General features: G+C 37.5%; 17 protein-coding genes. 13 read left to right on the top strand and 4 right to left on the bottom strand.

Going from position 1 to position 18,579, the window contains the following annotated elements:
* Positions 1-31 precede the first annotated feature (31 nt).
* From HXV90_RS11235 to HXV90_RS11220, 4 genes are all read left to right on the top strand, one after another.
* Complete coding sequence (locus HXV90_RS11235) at positions 32-1,213, top strand: FtsW/RodA/SpoVE family cell cycle protein (protein ID WP_048394707.1); 1,182 nt, start codon at positions 32-34, stop codon at positions 1,211-1,213.
* A gap of 12 nt (positions 1,214-1,225) precedes the next feature.
* A complete protein-coding gene (gene pyc / locus HXV90_RS11230) occupies positions 1,226-4,660 on the top strand; it encodes a pyruvate carboxylase (protein ID WP_048394705.1) in 3,435 nt (1,144 codons plus the stop codon).
* A gap of 136 nt (positions 4,661-4,796) precedes the next feature.
* Complete coding sequence (locus tag HXV90_RS11225; protein WP_115673800.1) at positions 4,797-5,417, top strand: TetR/AcrR family transcriptional regulator; 621 nt, start codon at positions 4,797-4,799, stop codon at positions 5,415-5,417.
* The gene (locus HXV90_RS11220) at positions 5,410-5,598 is read left to right on the top strand and encodes a hypothetical protein (RefSeq protein WP_004224783.1); all 189 of its coding nucleotides are present in this window, start codon (positions 5,410-5,412) and stop codon (positions 5,596-5,598) included. Before HXV90_RS11225 ends, HXV90_RS11220 begins: the two co-directional genes overlap by 8 nt.
* 62 nt (positions 5,599-5,660) lie before the next feature.
* Here the strand turns inward: HXV90_RS11220 and HXV90_RS11215 are convergent, their stop codons facing one another.
* Positions 5,661-6,584, bottom strand: a complete 924-nt coding sequence (locus HXV90_RS11215) for a COX15/CtaA family protein (RefSeq protein ID WP_048394700.1) — start codon at positions 6,582-6,584, stop codon at positions 5,661-5,663.
* A 336-nt stretch (positions 6,585-6,920) separates the two neighbouring features.
* On the opposite strand from HXV90_RS11215, the gene cyoE reads away from it, so the two are divergent.
* The 7 genes from cyoE (at position 6,921) to HXV90_RS11180 (ending at position 13,527) form a co-directional block, all read left to right on the top strand.
* Complete coding sequence (cyoE, locus tag HXV90_RS11210; protein ID WP_048394698.1) at positions 6,921-7,838, top strand: heme o synthase; 918 nt, start codon at positions 6,921-6,923, stop codon at positions 7,836-7,838.
* Positions 7,839-7,937: 99 nt separating this feature from the next.
* A complete protein-coding gene (gene coxB, locus HXV90_RS11205) occupies positions 7,938-9,026 on the top strand; it encodes a cytochrome c oxidase subunit II (RefSeq protein ID WP_016992772.1) in 1,089 nt (362 codons plus the stop codon).
* Between the two features lie 40 nt (positions 9,027-9,066).
* The gene (gene ctaD / locus HXV90_RS11200; RefSeq protein WP_004224787.1) at positions 9,067-10,950 is read left to right on the top strand and encodes a cytochrome c oxidase subunit I; all 1,884 of its coding nucleotides are present in this window, start codon (positions 9,067-9,069) and stop codon (positions 10,948-10,950) included.
* Positions 10,950-11,576 carry a cytochrome c oxidase subunit 3 gene (locus HXV90_RS11195; RefSeq protein WP_004224788.1) on the top strand — a complete coding sequence of 209 codons (627 nt, stop codon included), beginning with the start codon at positions 10,950-10,952 and terminating at the stop codon, positions 11,574-11,576. The genes ctaD and HXV90_RS11195 overlap by 1 nt, the downstream gene beginning before the upstream one ends.
* Complete coding sequence (locus HXV90_RS11190; protein WP_004224789.1) at positions 11,576-11,920, top strand: cytochrome C oxidase subunit IV family protein; 345 nt, start codon at positions 11,576-11,578, stop codon at positions 11,918-11,920. The genes HXV90_RS11195 and HXV90_RS11190 overlap by 1 nt, the downstream gene beginning before the upstream one ends.
* A 181-nt stretch (positions 11,921-12,101) precedes the next feature.
* Complete coding sequence (ctaG, locus tag HXV90_RS11185) at positions 12,102-13,025, top strand: cytochrome c oxidase assembly factor CtaG (protein WP_004224790.1); 924 nt, start codon at positions 12,102-12,104, stop codon at positions 13,023-13,025.
* A 40-nt stretch (positions 13,026-13,065) separates the two neighbouring features.
* Entirely contained in the window at positions 13,066-13,527 is a 462-nt protein-coding gene (locus HXV90_RS11180; RefSeq protein WP_016992774.1) for a DUF420 domain-containing protein, read from the top strand.
* A gap of 14 nt (positions 13,528-13,541) precedes the next feature.
* Here the strand turns inward: HXV90_RS11180 and ytvI are convergent, their stop codons facing one another.
* Positions 13,542-14,603 (bottom strand): sporulation integral membrane protein YtvI, encoded by a 1,062-nt coding sequence (gene ytvI, locus HXV90_RS11175; protein WP_082148174.1) that lies wholly within the window; start codon positions 14,601-14,603, stop codon positions 13,542-13,544.
* A gap of 146 nt (positions 14,604-14,749) precedes the next feature.
* Positions 14,750-15,151 carry a YugN family protein gene (locus HXV90_RS11170; RefSeq protein ID WP_004224795.1) on the bottom strand — a complete coding sequence of 134 codons (402 nt, stop codon included), beginning with the start codon at positions 15,149-15,151 and terminating at the stop codon, positions 14,750-14,752.
* Positions 15,152-15,298: 147 nt separating this feature from the next.
* Here HXV90_RS11170 and HXV90_RS11165 point away from each other — a divergent pair, with 147 nt between their 5' ends.
* Together HXV90_RS11165 and HXV90_RS11160 are read left to right on the top strand one after the other, a co-directional pair.
* The gene (locus tag HXV90_RS11165; RefSeq protein WP_048394693.1) at positions 15,299-16,453 is read left to right on the top strand and encodes a CAP domain-containing protein; all 1,155 of its coding nucleotides are present in this window, start codon (positions 15,299-15,301) and stop codon (positions 16,451-16,453) included.
* A gap of 151 nt (positions 16,454-16,604) precedes the next feature.
* The gene (locus tag HXV90_RS11160; protein ID WP_048394690.1) at positions 16,605-18,077 is read left to right on the top strand and encodes a UDP-N-acetylmuramoyl-L-alanyl-D-glutamate--2,6-diaminopimelate ligase; all 1,473 of its coding nucleotides are present in this window, start codon (positions 16,605-16,607) and stop codon (positions 18,075-18,077) included.
* Here the strand turns inward: HXV90_RS11160 and HXV90_RS11155 are convergent.
* Positions 18,058-18,558: a PaaI family thioesterase gene (locus HXV90_RS11155; protein WP_112117450.1), complete on the bottom strand. Its 501-nt coding sequence runs from the start codon at positions 18,556-18,558 to the stop codon at positions 18,058-18,060. The two genes, HXV90_RS11160 and HXV90_RS11155, sit on opposite strands and share 20 nt — an antisense overlap.
* Between the last annotated feature and the right edge of the window lie 21 nt (positions 18,559-18,579).

The following is an 18,579-nucleotide window of genomic DNA, read 5'->3' as shown; positions in this document are numbered from 1 at the left end:
TTGAGTTTTTTTACTAGAACGAGGTTTTCCAATGAGACAATACTTAAAACGCTATGCACAAAATTTTGATTATCCCTTATTTTTTACGGTCCTATTATTAAGTTTATTTGGATTAATAATGATTTACAGTTCAAGTATGATGGTTGCTATTGTTCAAAAAGGTCAAGCACCTGATTATTTTTATCAAAAGCAAGTGACCAATTTAATGGTGGCATTTCTTGGCTTTATCATTACAGCATTTTTCCCATATAAACATTATGCGAATAAGAATATTATGTTATTGCTAACTGTTGTATTGGTTGTGTTATTTACATGGGTAAAAGTAGCAGGGAATGGGGCAGAAGAAGTAGGCTCTCAAAGTTGGATTGCTATCCCAGGTTTAGGGAATTTTCAACCTTCAGAGTATGCGAAACTATTTATAATTTTATATTTTGCAGCTGCTTTTTATCGAAAAGCGCAAAAATATACGTTTGAAAAGCTACAACCGACTGAAATTTTTTACCCAATTTTTCTATGGATTTTAGTGGTTGCTGGGGTAGCCTTTGAAACAGACTTAGGAGCAGTGATTATTCTATGTGGTATTGCTGTTTCAGTTGTAGCTTCAAGTGGTATTCCATTTAGAACATTTTGGAAATTTTTCGGTGTATTAGGTGCGTTTGGTACAGCTATTCTTGGTATTCTATGGATATTTAAGGGAGAGCTACTAACAGGAAATCGAAAAGGACGGATATTGTCTTACTTAAATCCATTTGAGTATGAGGATGGTAGTGGTCACCAAGTGGTGAATAGTTATTATGCCATTGGCGGAGGCGGCTTAGAAGGGCGGGGCCTTGGTCAATCCATTCAAAAATTAGGATACTTGCCTGAACCACAAACAGATTTTATTATGGCAATCATAATGGAAGAGTTAGGGATATGGGGCGTTTTGATTGTCTTATGTGGCTTGGGATTTATTGTATATAAAGGTTTTTCTATTGCATTGCGGACAAAAGATCCATTGGCACGCATGATTGCGGCTGGTATTGCGAGCTGGATAGGCTGGCAATCATTTATTAATCTTGGGGGTGTAACCGGGTTAATCCCGTTAACCGGTGTAACGTTACCTTTTATAAGCTATGGCGGTACATCTATAATCATTCTATCTTTAGCGATGGGAATATTGATCAATGTTTCTATGTTTGAAAAGGTAGAGAGGAAAAAAACACAATCATAAAGGGGGATACCTATGGAATCAATCAACAAAATTCTCGTAGCCAATCGAGGAGAAATTGCAATTCGTATTTTCCGTGCTTGTACGGAGCTGAATATCCAAACTGTTGCCATCTATTCAAGAGAAGATAGTGGTGCTTTTCATCGCTTTAAAGCAGATGAAGCTTATTTAGTGGGAGCTGGCAAGAAACCAATCGATGCTTATTTAGATATTGAAGGTATTATTGCCATCGCAAAAGATGCAGATGTTGATGCGATTCATCCAGGGTATGGTTTTTTATCAGAAAACGTGGAATTTGCACGTCGCTGTGAGGAAGAGGGCATTGTCTTTATCGGACCAACTTCTCAGCATTTAGATATGTTTGGAGATAAGGTCAAAGCACGTTCTCAAGCCATTGCGGCTGAGATTCCTGTTATTCCTGGTACAGATGGCCCAGTAGCCGATCTAGCAGAGGTAGAGACGTTTGCTAGCAATTATGGCTATCCAGTTATGATTAAGGCAGCACTTGGCGGTGGTGGTCGAGGGATGCGTCTAGTCCATACGCCAGAGGATCTTGCTTCCTCCTATGAAAGAGCAAAATCTGAGGCAAAGGCTGCTTTTGGTTCCGATGAAGTATATGTAGAAAAAGCAATCATAAAACCAAAACACATTGAAGTACAAATTATTGGCGATAAACATGGCAATATTGTGCATTTATATGAGCGTGATTGCTCAATTCAGCGTCGACATCAAAAAGTGGTAGAAATTGCGCCATCTCATTCGATTTCACAAGAGTTAAGAAATCGTATTTGCGATGCTGCTGTGAAATTAATGAAGAATGTCTCGTACATAAATGCAGGGACAGTGGAATTTTTAGTCGCAGGAGACGATTTTTATTTCATCGAGGTAAACCCTCGCATTCAAGTAGAACATACAATTACAGAAATGATTACAGGTGTTGATATCGTCCATGCCCAAATTAAGGTAGCAGCAGGCTATGGACTTCACAGTGAAGAAATTCATATGCCAAAGCAAGAAGATATGCCAATGATTGGCTATGCCATTCAAGCACGTGTGACAACAGAAGACCCTGCAAATGACTTTATGCCAGATACAGGAAAGTTAATGGTTTACCGTTCAAGTGGTGGTTTTGGCGTGCGATTAGATGCTGGGAATGGCTTCCAGGGTGCTGTCGTTACACCATACTATGACTCTTTGTTGGTGAAAATTTCTACTTCGGGTATGAACTTTAAAGAAGCTGCTGCGAAAATGGATCGTAATTTAAAAGAATTCCGTATTCGTGGCGTTAAAACGAATATTCCGTTTTTAAATAATGTGGTGACTCATGAAAAGTTTTTATCAGGGGCCTTTGATACTAGCTTTATTGATACAACACCAGAGCTTTTCGAGTTCCCTGTGCGTAAAGACCGTGGAACAAAGCTGTTAAGCTATATTGGGAATGTGACCTTAAATGGCTTCCCTGGTGTAGAGAAGAAGTCAAAACCTATCTTTGTCCAGCCAAACCAACCTAAAATTGATCCTTTAATTGTACCACCAGCAGGTACAAAGCAGATTTTAGATACACAGGGAGCAGATGGCTTAGTGCAGTGGATTTTAGCACAGGAAGACGTACTACTAACAGATACTACATTCCGCGATGCTCACCAATCCCTGCTTGCAACACGTGTTCGTTCACAGGATATGTATCAAATTGCAGATGCAACAGCTCGCATGATGCATCAGTTATTCTCGCTGGAAATGTGGGGCGGTGCAACATTCGATGTAGCATATCGCTTCTTAAAAGAAGATCCATGGGAGCGGCTAGCGAAACTGCGTGAGCAAGTGCCGAATGTGTTATTCCAGATGTTACTGCGTGGAGCTAATGCTGTTGGTTATACAAACTATCCTGACAATCTAATCCGAGAATTTATCGCTGAATCGGCTTCATCAGGAATTGATGTATTCCGTATTTTCGATAGCTTAAATTGGATTAAAGGCATGGAAGTAGCGATAGATGCTGTGCGTCAATCAGGAAAAATTGCTGAAGCAGCCATCTGTTATACGGGGGATATCCTCGATGACAGTCGTGCGAAATATTCAGTGCAATACTATAAGGATATGGCGAAAGAGCTTGAAGCAGCTGGTGCCCATATTTTAGCGATTAAAGATATGGCTGGTTTATTGAAACCGGAAGCGGCGTACCGTTTAATTTCCGAGTTAAAAGAGACGACAAGTCTGCCAATCCACTTGCATACACATGATACTAGTGGCAATGGAATTTACTTATATGCTAAAGCGATAGAAGCAGGTGTTGATATTATTGATACAGCGCTTGGATCTATGGCAGGCCTAACATCTCAACCAAGTGCAAACTCCTTGTACTATGCAATGAAGGGCGGCAAACGTGAGGTACGAGCGGATATCGATGCATTAGAAAAATTATCGTACTACTGGGAAGATGTTCGTAAATACTATAAAGATTTTGAAAGTGGCATGATCAGCCCGCATTCTGAGATTTACGTACATGAGATGCCTGGTGGTCAGTATAGTAACTTACAGCAACAAGCAAAAGCTGTAGGGCTTGGTGATCGATGGGAAGAAGTGAAACGCATGTATTCCCGTGTAAATCTACTATTTGGTGATATTGTTAAAGTTACACCATCCTCCAAGGTGGTAGGTGATATGGCTTTATTTATGGTGCAAAATGATCTAGACGAAAATACAGTCTTAACAAGAGGGAAAACGATTGACTTCCCAGATTCTGTGATTGAATTCTTCCAAGGTTATCTTGGGCAGCCACATGGCGGGTTCCCAGAGGCATTACAACAAGTAGTGTTAAAAGATCGAGAAGCAATTACAGTTCGTCCAGGAGAATTATTAGAGCCTATTCAATTTGATCAATTAGAGGCTGTGCTAGAGGAAAAGTTAAATCGCCCAGTTACGAAAAAAGATGTACTGGCTTATGCACTTTATCCAAAAGTCTTTGAGGAATATGCGAAAACAGCAGAATCCTTTGGCAATATTTCAGTTCTTGACACACCGACATTCTTATATGGCTTAAAGCTTGGTGAAATTATTGAGGTTGAAATTGAAAAAGGGAAAACATTGATTATTAAACTCGTTTCAATCGGGGAACCACAACACAATGGAACACGTGTCCTTTACTTTGAGCTTAATGGTCAATCGCGTGAATTGGTGATTCAAGATATGACTGTTGAGGTTGATGGCAATTTAGCATTAAAAGCCGATCCAAGCAATCCAAACCAAATCGGTGCTACAATGCCAGGTACTGTGTTGAAAGTTGTTGTTTCTAAAGGTAGTCCTGTTAAACGTGGTGATCACCTGTTAATTACAGAAGCCATGAAAATGGAAACAACTGTCCAAGCACCTAAAGACGGCATTGTAAAAGAGGTATATGCAAGTGCAGGAGATGCCATTTCAACAGGGGATCTATTAATTGAAATTGAATAAATAGTCATGAAAAAAAGGTTATTAGATGCTTTTATTAGTATCTACATAACCTTTTTTATTGTGTTTAAGCGATAAATCATATAAAATTTGATTACTTAATCAGGAAAATGTTTATTCAATCAATCAGGAGAATTCTATGGATAACAATAAAAATACCTTTATTCAGGAAGCAAGAAAGCAGCAAATTATTGAAGCTACGATAGCGACACTTGATGATATAGGCTATGTAAAGGCAAGTTTAGCACAAATCGCTAAACGTGCTTCTATTAGCACAGCATTAATTTCTTATCACTTTGTAGATCGACAAGATTTAATCAACCAAAGTCTGCAAGCACTAATTGAGCAATCCACAACTTTCATTTTGACAAAAACATATACTGCCAGTGACCCTGTCACACAATTAGCAAACTTCATAGAGGCAAGCATTGCTTATCAAGCGACACACCCAAAAGAAAATGCAGCATTATTAGAAATTGTCTTCAACGCTCGGACTGCACATGACATCCCTTACTATAAACTGCCAGATGAAGAGGAAGACCCACTATTGACGGCATTATGTAATATTTTGGAAGATGGTAAAAAACAGGGGACTTTTAGTGTTCGCTCTGTCAATGTAATGGCAAAAGTAATTCAAGGAGCGATTGGTGAATATATGCTTATAGGGGGACCGCTTGCGATTGCGGCAGAGGATTACAGTCTCGAAGTAACAAATATTATATGGACAGCAATGAAAGTAGAGGGGCCAAAAAATGCTTAGAGCGCTATTTAACTGGATGTTAGTCATTGGTTTAATTTTATTAGGAGGCCGTCTCGTAACGCTAATTTGTCGATATTTCGACATTCCTTTTACAACATTTTTTAAAGATTATGCACTGGTATCCATGATTATTTTAATTGTTGGAATTATAGGGACTGAAGCTATGAAGAAACAAAAATAGTCATAGAAAAAAGATTCGACACATCTTTGGTGGCGAATCTTTTTTAATGGGCTATTTCTGGGCTATTTCTTTTTCTCATTATAATTACTTCGAGCAACTAGCATGATCATATAGCATAATAAACCGAATAAAAGGGAAATAAATAATGAATGCAGTAAAGCTACCGTTAAATTCAGTTTAGTAAGAACTACTAACATACCTGCAATAACTTGTAAAACTACTATAGTAAAGGCAATTATCCATCCATAGTAGATAACACGTTGATGTTTATATTCCTTTACAGCGTGCCAAGTTATGTATGCTATCCAAATGAAAATAATAAGAACAGCTAATCGATGTCCCATTTGCACCCATTCATACATATTATTCGGGGGTGCCAAAGGTGTTTCATTATAGCAAAATGGCCAATCGGGACAAATTAAGCTCGAATCTGTATGTCGAACTAGCGCCCCAGTATAAACGACTAAATAAGAATAAATTGTGACAGCAATTGTATGCCAACGTAACTTTTTACCGATAAATACGTTATCGGCATCAAATTTCCGATCGACTTCAAATACAATCATAGAGAGAAGAAGAACAGCGGCAAAGGAAATCAGAGATATCCCAAAATGTAGAGCTAAGATGAAATCACCTTGCCCCCATAATACTTGAGCTGCTCCAATAAGAGCTTGCGCGATTAAGAAAAACATTGCTAGGAAACCTAATAGTTTTACTTCGCGAATATGTCCGAGCTTACGCCATGTCCAAACGGTTAACACAAGAATTGAAATAGATACAACTCCTGTTACGAGACGATGTGAGAATTCAATAAGGACTTCTGGTGTAATCTCCTTTGGAATAAGAGATCCATTACAATCAGGCCAGTTTCGACCACAGCCTAGGCCACTATCTGTTTTGGTAACGAGAGCCCCACCTAGTAATATAAGGAGCATCCCTACTGTAGCGGCAACAGCAAACCACTTCAAATACCTGTTGTGTTGCATAAAATGAGTCACCTACTTTATCTATCAACATTACAAGAACGTAATGTTTCTGCTACTAGATAATATCGAAAATACGTATAAAAAACAACTTGTAAAGAGAAGGGACTACTAGATGTCGATTCCATTTCACAAATTGTTCATAATTTCGTGCTTTAACCTTCACAATTCATTTTAGAAAATGTTTTACTATAGATATGTTGTTTTTAATTATATTTCTAGACAAAACTAATTTTTACAACTTCATCTAAATTTCACTTAATGTCTAGAAATCAATCGCAAATTTCGCTATAGTTATTGTTAGCGGAATATGCTTACAAAAATGAAAGGAGAGGTATTATGTCAAACGGTCGTACACTGGCGGCTACTAGAAATCCTGGTCCAGAAACAACATCTGTTGTAAAAGATTTCTTAGCACTAATAAAAATTGGAATCGTTAACTCGAATCTTGTCACAACGTTTACAGGGATGTGGCTGGCTTTTCAGTTTACTAGTAGACATTTCTTGCAAGAGCTTGATGTCATATTTTACACCATGCTGGGTGCGGCATTAATCATTGGTGGCTCAGGTGCAATGAATAACTTCATTGATCAGGATATAGATCCCATCATGAAAAGAACTAAGGCAAGACCGACAGTGACAGGCAGATTTAAGCCAAACTTTGTGTTGACCATTGCCCTCTCATTTTTAATTGTAGGTGAAATTTTGTTATTTGCGGCATCGTTTGCAGCCGGCATGTGGGGACTAGTAGGAATATTTGCTTATGTCGTTCTGTATTCAATGTGGTCAAAGAGGAAGCATGTTAGTAACACGGTTGTAGGTAGTATTTCGGGGGCTATTCCTCCTGTTATTGGATTCGCAGCGATTGAGCCTGCCTTAGGTCCAGGAGCACTAGCCTTATTCCTTATCATGTTTGCATGGCAACCACCACATTTCTATGCGCTTGCAATGAAACGGACTGAGGAATATCGTGCAGCTAAAATACCAATGCTACCTGTTGTAAAGGGATTTAAACGTACAAAGTACTCAATGTTATTCTGGATTCTTTTATTATTACCGTTACCTTTCCTTTTAACAGAGCTTGGAATTGGCTTTTTAACTCTTGCTACTGCATTGAACTTGGGTTGGTTAATACTAGCTCTGAAAGGCTTTACAACAAAAGATGATATGAAATGGGCAAATAAAATGTTTATTTATTCGTTGAATCATATGACCATACTATTTGTAGCCATCATAATATTTGCGGTGTTTAGCTAAAGTTAGGGATTCTTTCTTTTTATAAGAATTCATATAGACAGAACTGATGTCCTAGGTACACATGAAAATACAACAAAGAAAGAGGGGTTTAATTAAGCTATGATGAAAGGGCTTAAAAAATGGCGTCTTTTTTCACTTCTAGCAGTGATGATGGTTTTCCTTTCAGGTTGTGGTGAAGATTATCTTTCTACACTAAAACCATCTGGAGAAGTAGGTAAACAACAATTAAATTTATTACTGTTAACTACTGTAATTATGACGCTAGTAGTAGTAATAGTATCTGTTATCTATTTACTTGCATTCCTAAAATACCGTCGTGCACGCGTAGGTGAAAATGTTATCCCTAAGCAAGTAGAGGGTAGTCATACTTTAGAAGTGATTTGGACAGTTATTCCGATTATTTTATTATTAATTATCGCTGTACCAGTTGTTACAACTACTTATAAATTTGCAGATGTTGCTGCAATGGATGAGGTAGATGAAGAAGGGAACAAAACAGCCCTAACAATCAATGTAACGGCAAAATTATACTGGTGGGAATTCGAATATCCTAACCAAGGTATCGTAACGGCTCAAGAGTTAGTGGTACCAACAGGTGAAAAAGTTTACTTTAATTTAAAAGCTGCCGATGTTAAGCACTCATTCTGGATTCCTGCTGTAGGCGGTAAAATGGATACAAACGTGGAAAACTTAAACAAATTCTACTTAGTATTCGATAAAGAATCAAAAGATCTTAAAGATGGCGTATTTTATGGAAAATGTGCTGAATTATGTGGACCTTCACATGCATTAATGGACTTTAAAGTAAAAACATTAAGCCCAGACGCATTTGATGCATGGGTTGATGCAATGAAAGCAACTGAAGGACAAACTGCTGACAAAGCTTCAACAGATCTTGGTGAAGCAACTTTTGCAAATAGCTGCTTAGGCTGTCATGCTATCTCTGGTTCAGGAGCAGGCGGTACACCAGGTCCAAACTTAACTACGTTTGGTGACCGTAACCGTGTTGCTGGTTTCTTAGAGCATAATGAAGAAAGCTTAAAAGCTTGGATTAAAAACCCTGAGGAATTTAAACCAGGTAACTTAATGATGAATGCTGAAGGCACTGCGCCTATCTACGGTAATTTATCTGATGAAGAAATTGAAGCTCTTGCAACTTACATCATGGGCTTATCAGTAGAAAAATAATTTTCGTTCTATGTAACAAATTTTGAGGGAGGTAAAAGTTGTGAGCTCATACACACAGAAAAAGGGCTTTGGAGCAGCTGTCTGGGATTACATCACTACTGTTGACCATAAAAAGTTAGCAGTGATGTATTTATTAGCCGGTACATTGTTCTTCGCTATCGCTGGTTTTGAAGCATTATTAATGCGTATTCAATTAATGAAACCAAATAATGATTTCGTATCAGCTGGTTTTTTCAATGAATTATTAACAATGCATGGAACAACAATGTTATTCCTAGCTGCTACGCCACTACTATTCGCATTTATGAACATGCTTGTACCATTACAAATTGGTGCGCGTGACGTTGCATTCCCGTTCCTTAACTCATTAGGGTTCTGGTTATTCTTCCTAGGTGCAGTATTCCTTCACCTGTCATTCTTTATGGGTGGCGCTCCTGATGCGGGCTGGACTTCTTATGCATCATTATCTTTATACTCTCCAGGACATGGTATTGATTTCTATGTTCTTGGTTTACAAATTTCAGGGGCAGGTACATTAATTTCAGGTCTTAACTTTATCGTTACGATTATTACAATGCGTGCTCCAGGTATGACATTTATGCGTATGCCATTATTCACTTGGACTGCTCTTGTATCAAGTGCCTTAATCTTATTCGCATTCCCTCCATTAACAATTGGTTTATTAATGATGTTATTTGACCGTATGTTCGGTGGTAACTTCTTTGACCATACAATGGGTGGTAACACAGTAATTTGGGAACACTTATTCTGGATCTTCGGACACCCAGAGGTTTATATCTTAGTATTACCAGCATTCGGTTTATTCTCTGAGATTATTCCAGCGTTCTCTCGTAAACGTCTATTCGGATACTCTTCAATGGTATTCGCTACAATTTTAATTGGTTTCTTAGGGTTCATGGTTTGGGCTCACCATATGTTTACAGTTGGTCTTGGGCCAACAGCAAACGCAATCTTCGCTGTTGCAACAATGGCAATTGCGGTTCCAACAGGTATGAAAGTATTCAACTGGATCCTAACTATTTGGGGTGGATCTATTAAAGTTACAACACCAATGCTTTATGCACTTGGATTTATCCCGTCATTCGTTGCGGGTGGTGTTACAGGGGTCATGCAAGCATCTGCACCTCTTGACTATCAGTTACATGATTCTTACTTTATCGTTGCTCACTTCCACTACGTAATCGTTGGTGGTATCGTTACAGCATTATTCGGTTCAGCGCACTTCTACTGGCCAATTTTCTTCAACCGTATGTTAAACGAAACGCTTGGTAAAATTACTTTCTGGGTATTCTTTATCGGATTCCATTTAACATTCTTCCTTCAACATTTCTTAGGTTTGATGGGTATGCCACGTCGTGTATTCACTTACATGGAAGGTCAAGGTTGGGATCAATTCAACTATATCTCTACAATCGGTGCATTAATGATGGGTGTAGGGGTTATCTTAATGGTAATCAACTGCTTAATGTCTATTAAGGGCAAACCAGCAGGACGCGACCCATGGGGCGATGGACGTACTTTAGAATGGTCAATTCCACAACCAATTCCATTCTATAATTTCCGTCAAACTCCACTTGTTCGTGGTTTAGATCCATGGTGGATTGAAAAACAAGAAGGTAATAAAGAAGTAACATTTGCTGAGCCACTAGGTGATATCCATATGCCAAATAACTCAGCGATTCCATTCGTTATTTCATTAGGTATGTTTATTGCAGCATTTGGTGCACTTTACAATCCAGACGCAGATAAGCCATGGTCTATTTATGTATTAATCATTGGTTTAGCAATTACATTTGGTGCGATGATTGCTCGTTCTGTTAAAGACGATCATGGTTTCCATTTACACAAAGAAGAAATTCTTGAAATTGAAGAACATCTTTACGGCAAAGGAGGAAATAAATAATGGATTTCAATACTAAATTTACTCCTCATACTTGGCCAGATCATCCTGAACAAGCTACGATGGAAGGTAAAAATAAAGTCGTTGGTTTCTGGATTTTCCTTGCCTGTGAAGTTGTACTTTTCGCAAGTTTATTCGCTACTTATTTAGCGCTTAAGAACAAAGGGCCAGCTGGCATGGAGTTCACAACTCAAGGTTTATTTGAATTACCATTAGCATTTGCTATGACGATGTTATTATTAACATCATCACTAACATCTGTTTATGCAATTTACCATATGCGTAACTTTAACTTTAAAGGTATGCAAACTTGGTTAGCGATTACATTAGCTTTAGGTCTTGGATTCTTAGCACTTGAAATCTATGAGTTCAACCACTATGTGCACCTTGGTTTTACATTTAATCAATCTGCATTCGCAACAGCGTTTTATTCGTTAGTTGGTACACACGGTTTCCACGTAACTTTAGGTCTTGTATGGATTGGTACTTTAATGATCCGTAACGCTAAACGTGGATTAAACCTGTACAATGCACCTAAATTCTTCGTTGCTGCTTTATATTGGCACTTTATCGACGTAGTTTGGGTATTTATCTTTACAGTAGTATACTTGATGGGAGTGATCGGATAATGTCTTCACACGATACACCTATAGTTGCTAAGTCACAGGCACAGTATGAGTATGATCGTCATCATAATGCCGTTCATATGCGTAAACAAGTAATCAACTTTGCGATTATGATTTTCTTCACTTTTATCGCATTCGCAGTAGTTGCAGCTGATTTTTCTAAATACTTAATTATGCCATTCGTATTATTATTGGCTGGCGTTCAAGTTGTACTTCAACTTTATTCTTTCATGCACTTAGAAGATAAAAAAACTCACTTTGGTGGTGTTATTGGTTTCTTCATGTGGATGGGAATTTTAATCGCATTTACATTCTTCTTAGCATTTTTGACAATCATTTGGTGGTAATCACCAAAAAAGCACGTTCGTTATTTTGTACGAACGTGCTTTTTTTATGTTTTGAGGTTATTTAGGTATCCAAAGAGGCAAACACTGTTGAAACTTAACATTTGTTCACCTTTCGTTCATTGCAGTATAGCTGTAAGCGTTTTATAATAGGAGTACTGAAGTTTAAAGGAGTGCGTTCCATATGCCACTTAGTATATTTGGTTTCCAAGCATTGTGGAGCCCGTATTTAATAGGGGTTCTTGTTTTTATAACAATCATCTATTTTTTAGTCACAACAAAGTGGCGTAAAGATTTTAAAGTAAGTGAACCTTTGAAAAAAAGTGAAGCTATTTACTTTGTTTTAGCTATGATTACCATCTATATTATCAAAGGATCTCCGATTGATTTAATGGCTCATATTATGTTTACCATGCACATGGTGCAAATGGCTATTCTGTTATTGCTGGTCCCTATTTTCTTAATTAAAGGGATTCCCTGGTGGGTTTGGAAGGTGGCTATTGAGGCACCTGTAGTTAGAACTTTGTTTAAAGTGCTAACATTACCAGTTGTTGCTGTCTTTGTATTTATCGGTCTATTTTCTTTCTATCATTTACCGTCCATATTGGATTACATTAAATTAAATGAAACATTACATGGTACCTATACATTTGTATTATTTCTATCTGCAGTGTTTATGTACTGGCCTTTAATTCAAAATATGCCAAATAGTAATCAAATGAAGCCTTTGCATAAATTGGCGTATATTATTGCTAATGCTGTTTTAATTACACCTGCTTGTGGATTAATCATCTTTGCGCCAAATGCAATGTATGAGACATATACAAACGGTGATGCATGGTTAAAGGCAATGGAGCTTTGTGTACCAGCCTCTACATTGTCAGGATTATCTTTATCTGGACCAGAGCTATTTACAGACATGAAACCAGTTGCAGATCAGCAATTAGGTGGCGTGTTAATGAAAATCCTACAAGAGCTTATTTTTGGTGTACTAATTGGTACGATCTTCACAAGATGGTATCGATCTGAGCAAAAAGATCCGGATAAAATCACTGCTGACGCTTTAGCTGCCCACCAAAAGAAGTGGGAAAGTCAACAGCAACATTAGTTGAAGAATAGAAATTTACTTTGTGTAAGGGGTTTTGACAATGGAATTGCAAATATTGCCTACTATTAGTACATCGTTTATCGTTATTAGTGCTGTACTAGTAGCGATAGGGTGGGGCTTAATTATAAAAAGAAATGTAGAGGGACATAAGAAAGTGATGCTTGCTGCAGGTGTTGCAGCACTTATTTTCTTTATCATCTATGCGTCCCGTACAATCTTTATTGGAAATACAGCTTTTGGCGGTGGAGAAGATTTAAAACCATATTATACCTTCTTCTTGATTTTCCATATTATTTTAGCGACATCTGGAGCTGTGTTTGGTATCGTTAGTATTATTTCAGGTTTGAAAATGAACATTAAATTACACAGACGAATTGGGCCAATTACAAGTATTATTTGGTTCTTTGTTGCTATAACAGGTGTATTAGTTTATTTATTATTGTATATTTTATTTGAGCCTGGTGAAACAACATCAGTAATTAAAGCCATTTTAGGATTTTAAAAAAATCTCCCTCCTTATTTCTGTGTAGGAGGGAGATTTTTTATAGTTGGTTGGAATAGTGAAAGCACTACGACAACCAGTAACGGACCAATTAATATTCCAATAAATCCAAAGATTTTAAAACCAATAAACATGGCAATAAAGGTATTCAAGGAAGAAAGTCCAATTTTATCGCCAATAATTTTTGGCTCAATCATTCGTCGGACTAGAAATTGTCCAATGGTTAGTAAAATTAAGACAGCTGCATATAAATAATCGCCAGCAAAGACCTGATAGATTGCCCATGGGACTAATAAAATAAATGAATCAAGAAAAGGGATAAAGTCTAAAACAACAAGTAAAAGTGCTAACAATATAGGGAATGGTGTTTTTAAAAAATAAAATGCAGCGAATGATATAGCAAAGATCCCTATCCCTACAAGTAATTGAGCTTTCAGAAATCCAAATAAGGCTAGCTTAACACGTTGGCCAATAAAGATAATTTTTTGATGGTAATGAAAAGGAACGGGCGATAATAATTTACGATTAATTGTTGGTAATTCTAAAAGCAACATATACAACACAATCCAATAAACAAATATATCAAAAAGACGTGTGGGAATATATGTTAGTAACGTTGACCAAACATTGACGTTCGTTAAGGATAAAGAAAATTTTTCGATGGATGCTAAAGCTTTTGCAATCATAAATTGAATTTGTGAAACTAGCTCTACAGGTAAATGATAGGTGTAATTGCTGAGCTTTGATTGCATTTGAATCCATAGGGCAGACAATTGATTAAGATAATCAGGTATATCAATAATAAAGGAAGAAAATTGTTTCCAGCTTATATAAAGGATAAGTGTACATAATAATAAAGATATACTTAGAAAAAACAAAAAAAAGAAGAAGACAACGATTTTCCGTTTTTTTCTAAACCGTTTGCTCATTCGAACGATGATTGGTTCTAACAATAACGCGGTTAAGTAGGCAAGTAAAATTGGTAATGATATGGAGATTGACCAAAGGATCAGTATACCCATTGCAATAACAATAATGGGATGACGAAAAAAAGGACGATTAAAAAATGATAACATTTTTCTCACCTACATCTTGTAATAGATATAGGTAGTATGAGAAAAAAATTTTTTTTTACTCAAAATAAAAAAAGACTGGACCACCAGTCTTTTTACAACCATGAAGCTATTTACGCTTACTTGCCGTCACTTCAATGTACGAAAGATTAGCGTGCGTTAACAGGTTCAAAGTTATTTTTATTTGTAGGCTCGATTGAGAATTGATCTAACTCTAATTTAACCTTTTTTAAGATTTCTTCACATTTTTTTACAAGGTGTGCTGGATAAACCTCGTCATCGCCATATTCAACACCATGCGGATAATAGTATTTACCAAGGACTGGTTTCATTAATGTAAGGATAGCATCGTGTGCACCTACGTCACCAGAAATAGCATATGCGAATACGCGTAGGTAATAACGACCTTCACGAGTATCGAATCGTTTATCGAATGTCATACGCTCGTAATCCCAGCCGCCATCACATTCTAAACCATGTTTTTTCATAATGCTGACAAGTAGCTCTTGATCAGCTGTTAAATTTTCAAGGTTAGTATTTTCAAAATACATGTATAGTCCTCCTTTAGGTTCTCGTACAAAGTATACGCTCATTTTTATAATAGAGCATATTCGACATTGTTGCAATGACAACATTGTGTCAACCCAATTACAATTGATATAATAACTTACAATAATGGTGATGAAAAGGAGCCCTGTATGAAAGCTTTATTCCGCATTTTAATGGTTTGTGGTGCAGTTGCATTAATTGGTTTTATGTTTTTTAATACCCCTAAGGAAAATGAGCCACTAGAAGGCCCAAATACCAATTCGAATATCATACCTCAAACACAGCTAAAGCAGGAACCTGCAATAGGAGCAATGACACGTCCACAAACGGGTATATCCACATTGATAGGAAAAGGCACACAAACTGTTTTAGAACAATATGGGGAGCCTGCAAGAAAAGAGCCGTCTTCATTCGGTTATCAATGGTGGGTCTACAATGAAGACGTTTCAACTTTTTTTATGATTGGTATTGATAATAATATTGTGACACAAATTTACATAGCAGGACAAGAAATTGATGCATTTCCTTTTAAAGTAGGCCAAAAACGTGATGAAATATACAGAATGACGATCATTGATTATGAGGTAGCCGCCACTGTAGGCGAAAATATTTTCATTTTCTCAATGAGTGAAGAAGATATGCAAACAAGGCTGCTTATCAAATTTGATGGTCTTTATGCACAGCTTTACATAGATAGGGAGACAAGTGAATTGCAAGGGATACGATATACAGACAGTGAAACACTTGTCCTTCATCAGCCATATGAAATGAGCTATCAAGGGGAGCTTGTTAGACGTGCTCCACCTTCCTCTTTCTTACAGCAAGAAATTGATGTGGCTAGCGCTAAACAATTAGACGATTTGCTAAATGTAACAAGAGTCCATCATGATTTACTTCCTTTAGAAATGGATGAATCATTGGAGGAAGCAGCAAGAATGCATAGTGAGGACATGAAGGTGCAAAATTTTTTAGCGCATGAATCTCCAACCTATGGGGATCTAAAAAAACGATTACAGACGCAAAAAATCGAGTATAGTGAAGCGAACGAAAACCTGGCAACTGCTTATTTTGATGCGATTGAAGCCATGCATGGCTGGACAAATTCTCCTGAACATAGAAAAGTTCTTTTGAATGATCGATATACCCGCGTTGGTTCTGGCGCCTTTGTAGATTATTATACACAAATATATCTTGAACCTACTACACAAGAAGTGGGTAGAGAAGAGCAAGATAATGAAGAGACGAAAAATGAAAAACAAGATAGCGAAGAATCTACAGATAAATCAAATCAAACCTTACCATAACAGAAGAATATTCAGATGAAGACAAGCTTTCAACAAACGGGCTTGTCTTCATTTTTTATGTGGAGTTTTTCCTTCTTTTAGGCTTCTACATTTTTCGTCACACCGTTACAAACGCCGTCATATGATAGAGAACTGAAAGGGGGAATGAGGTTTGCAATTAGCAGAGTTATTAAAAGACTGGCCATGTAGCGTGACGGGAGGATCTATACGGACAGAAATTACTGGTGTAGAGGACTATGCACAGGCGGTACAACCTGGTGATATATTTATTGTGCGAAAAGGTAAAAAAACATCGGGAAGTCGGTTTGTCAAAGAGGCATTGGCACGTGGAGCTGCTGCCATCGTTTCAGAAGAAAGTATCTCTTTGCCAATTATAGATAAAGAAATTCCTTTTGTATGGGTTCCAAATACAGCATTATTTTTATCGTATGCAAGTGCGAAGCTTGCTGCTTTTCCAGCAGAAGCTTTAACTGTTATCGCCATTACAGGTACAAATGGAAAGACGACAGTGAGCCATTTTGTTAGTCAGCTTCTAAATGCACTACATAAACATGCAGCAGTTATTGGAACGGTTGGCTTTTTCATCAATGGTGAGAAACAACAAACGGCTTATGAGCAATTAACAACATTGCAAGCTAAAGAATTACACCCCATTCTTAAGCAATGTGTGCGAAAAGGTGTGACCCATGTTGTATTAGAAGCTTCTTCAATGGGGTTGCAGCAGCATAGGCTCGATCATTGTGACATTGACTGTGGTGTATTTTTAAATTTATCAGAAGATCATTTAGAAGATCATGGAGGTTTAGAAGCTTATAAACGTGCCAAGAAACGTTTAGCGGATTTATCAAAAAAGCTAGTATTAAATGGAGATGATAATTTTTGCCGTTCTGTTGGTATTTATGATAAGAAAAAATCTTGCTCATTTGGTTTTGATAATCACAATGATTTACATATTCAAATCGTCAGTGAATCAGTTGGAAAAACCGTACTTTGTTTACAGACTTCCGCGAGTGAGCATATTGTAGAAATTCCTTTTGTCGGTAAATACCATGTGCAAAATGCTGTTGCATCCTTAATGGCTGTATGGCGCTTAGGTGTCCCTATGGAAGATATAGTTGGACATATGTGGTCGTTAAGGCTACCAGAGGGCAGGCTAGAGAAGATTGAAAATCCATTAGGAATTGATGTTTATGTAGATTATGCCCATACAGCAGAAGCATTGCAAGCAGTATTGCAAACCTTTGATCGCTCTAAAACAATTTACCTTGTCTTCAGTTGTGGAGGAAATCGAGACAAGGCGAAACGCTTTGCAATGGGGGCAGTAGCAAGTAAATATGCTGATGTTATTTATTTAACAACAGATAATCCTCGTGATGAAGATCCTATTGTGATTAATGAAAGTATTATTGCTGGTTTTACAGAGCAACAATATTATGAAATTTATTTAGATCGCAAACTTGCTATCCATCAAGCATTAGCAAAGGCAGAAAAGGGAGACATTGTCCTTGTTGCCGGAAAAGGGCATGAACAAACACAGCAAATTAAAAATCAAAAGTTCCCTTTTTCCGATCAACAATGTATTAAAGACTATTTTGCGAGTTTAATTACGGACGACGCTGAATAACGAAGAAAGATCCTGTAGCAACGGCAAGCCTGCGACCAGTCTCATCTTCAATATCACATTCCATGACAAGCGTTTGGCGTCCCTTATGAACAAAACGACCACGTGCAATCAATTCTTTATTTGTAGTGGTAGCAATATACGATATATTCATGTTCGTAGTAACTACATTATAGCCCTCAGGCACAGAGCGCGAAGCAAGCCCTCCCATAGCGGCATCGGCAATCGTTGCAACAATACCTCCGTGTGGCACCTTTATCGTATTATGGATGACCGGTGTAATAGGGATACGGACCTCACTGACCTCAGGCTCAAATTTACCTACCATATGTAAAGTAGCATTAATATAACGACGGTGAATGCCTTGCTGTTTCTCCCGTAGGCCATTTAAAAGATGTAATAAAACTTCTTCATCTTCCTCGGTACTGTCTTGTAAAATCTCGGCCACTAACTGTTCAACCTGCTCCTTAGATGTTGTCATCATTTGGAAAACCTCTTTCATTAA

It is taken from the genome of Lysinibacillus sp. JK80 (assembly GCF_027557635.1).
Taxonomy (GTDB): Bacteria; Bacillota; Bacilli; order Bacillales_A; family Planococcaceae; genus Lysinibacillus; species Lysinibacillus capsici.
The sequence above is the reverse complement of the archived record's forward strand: the minus strand, read 5'-3'. Positions and strand labels throughout refer to the sequence as shown.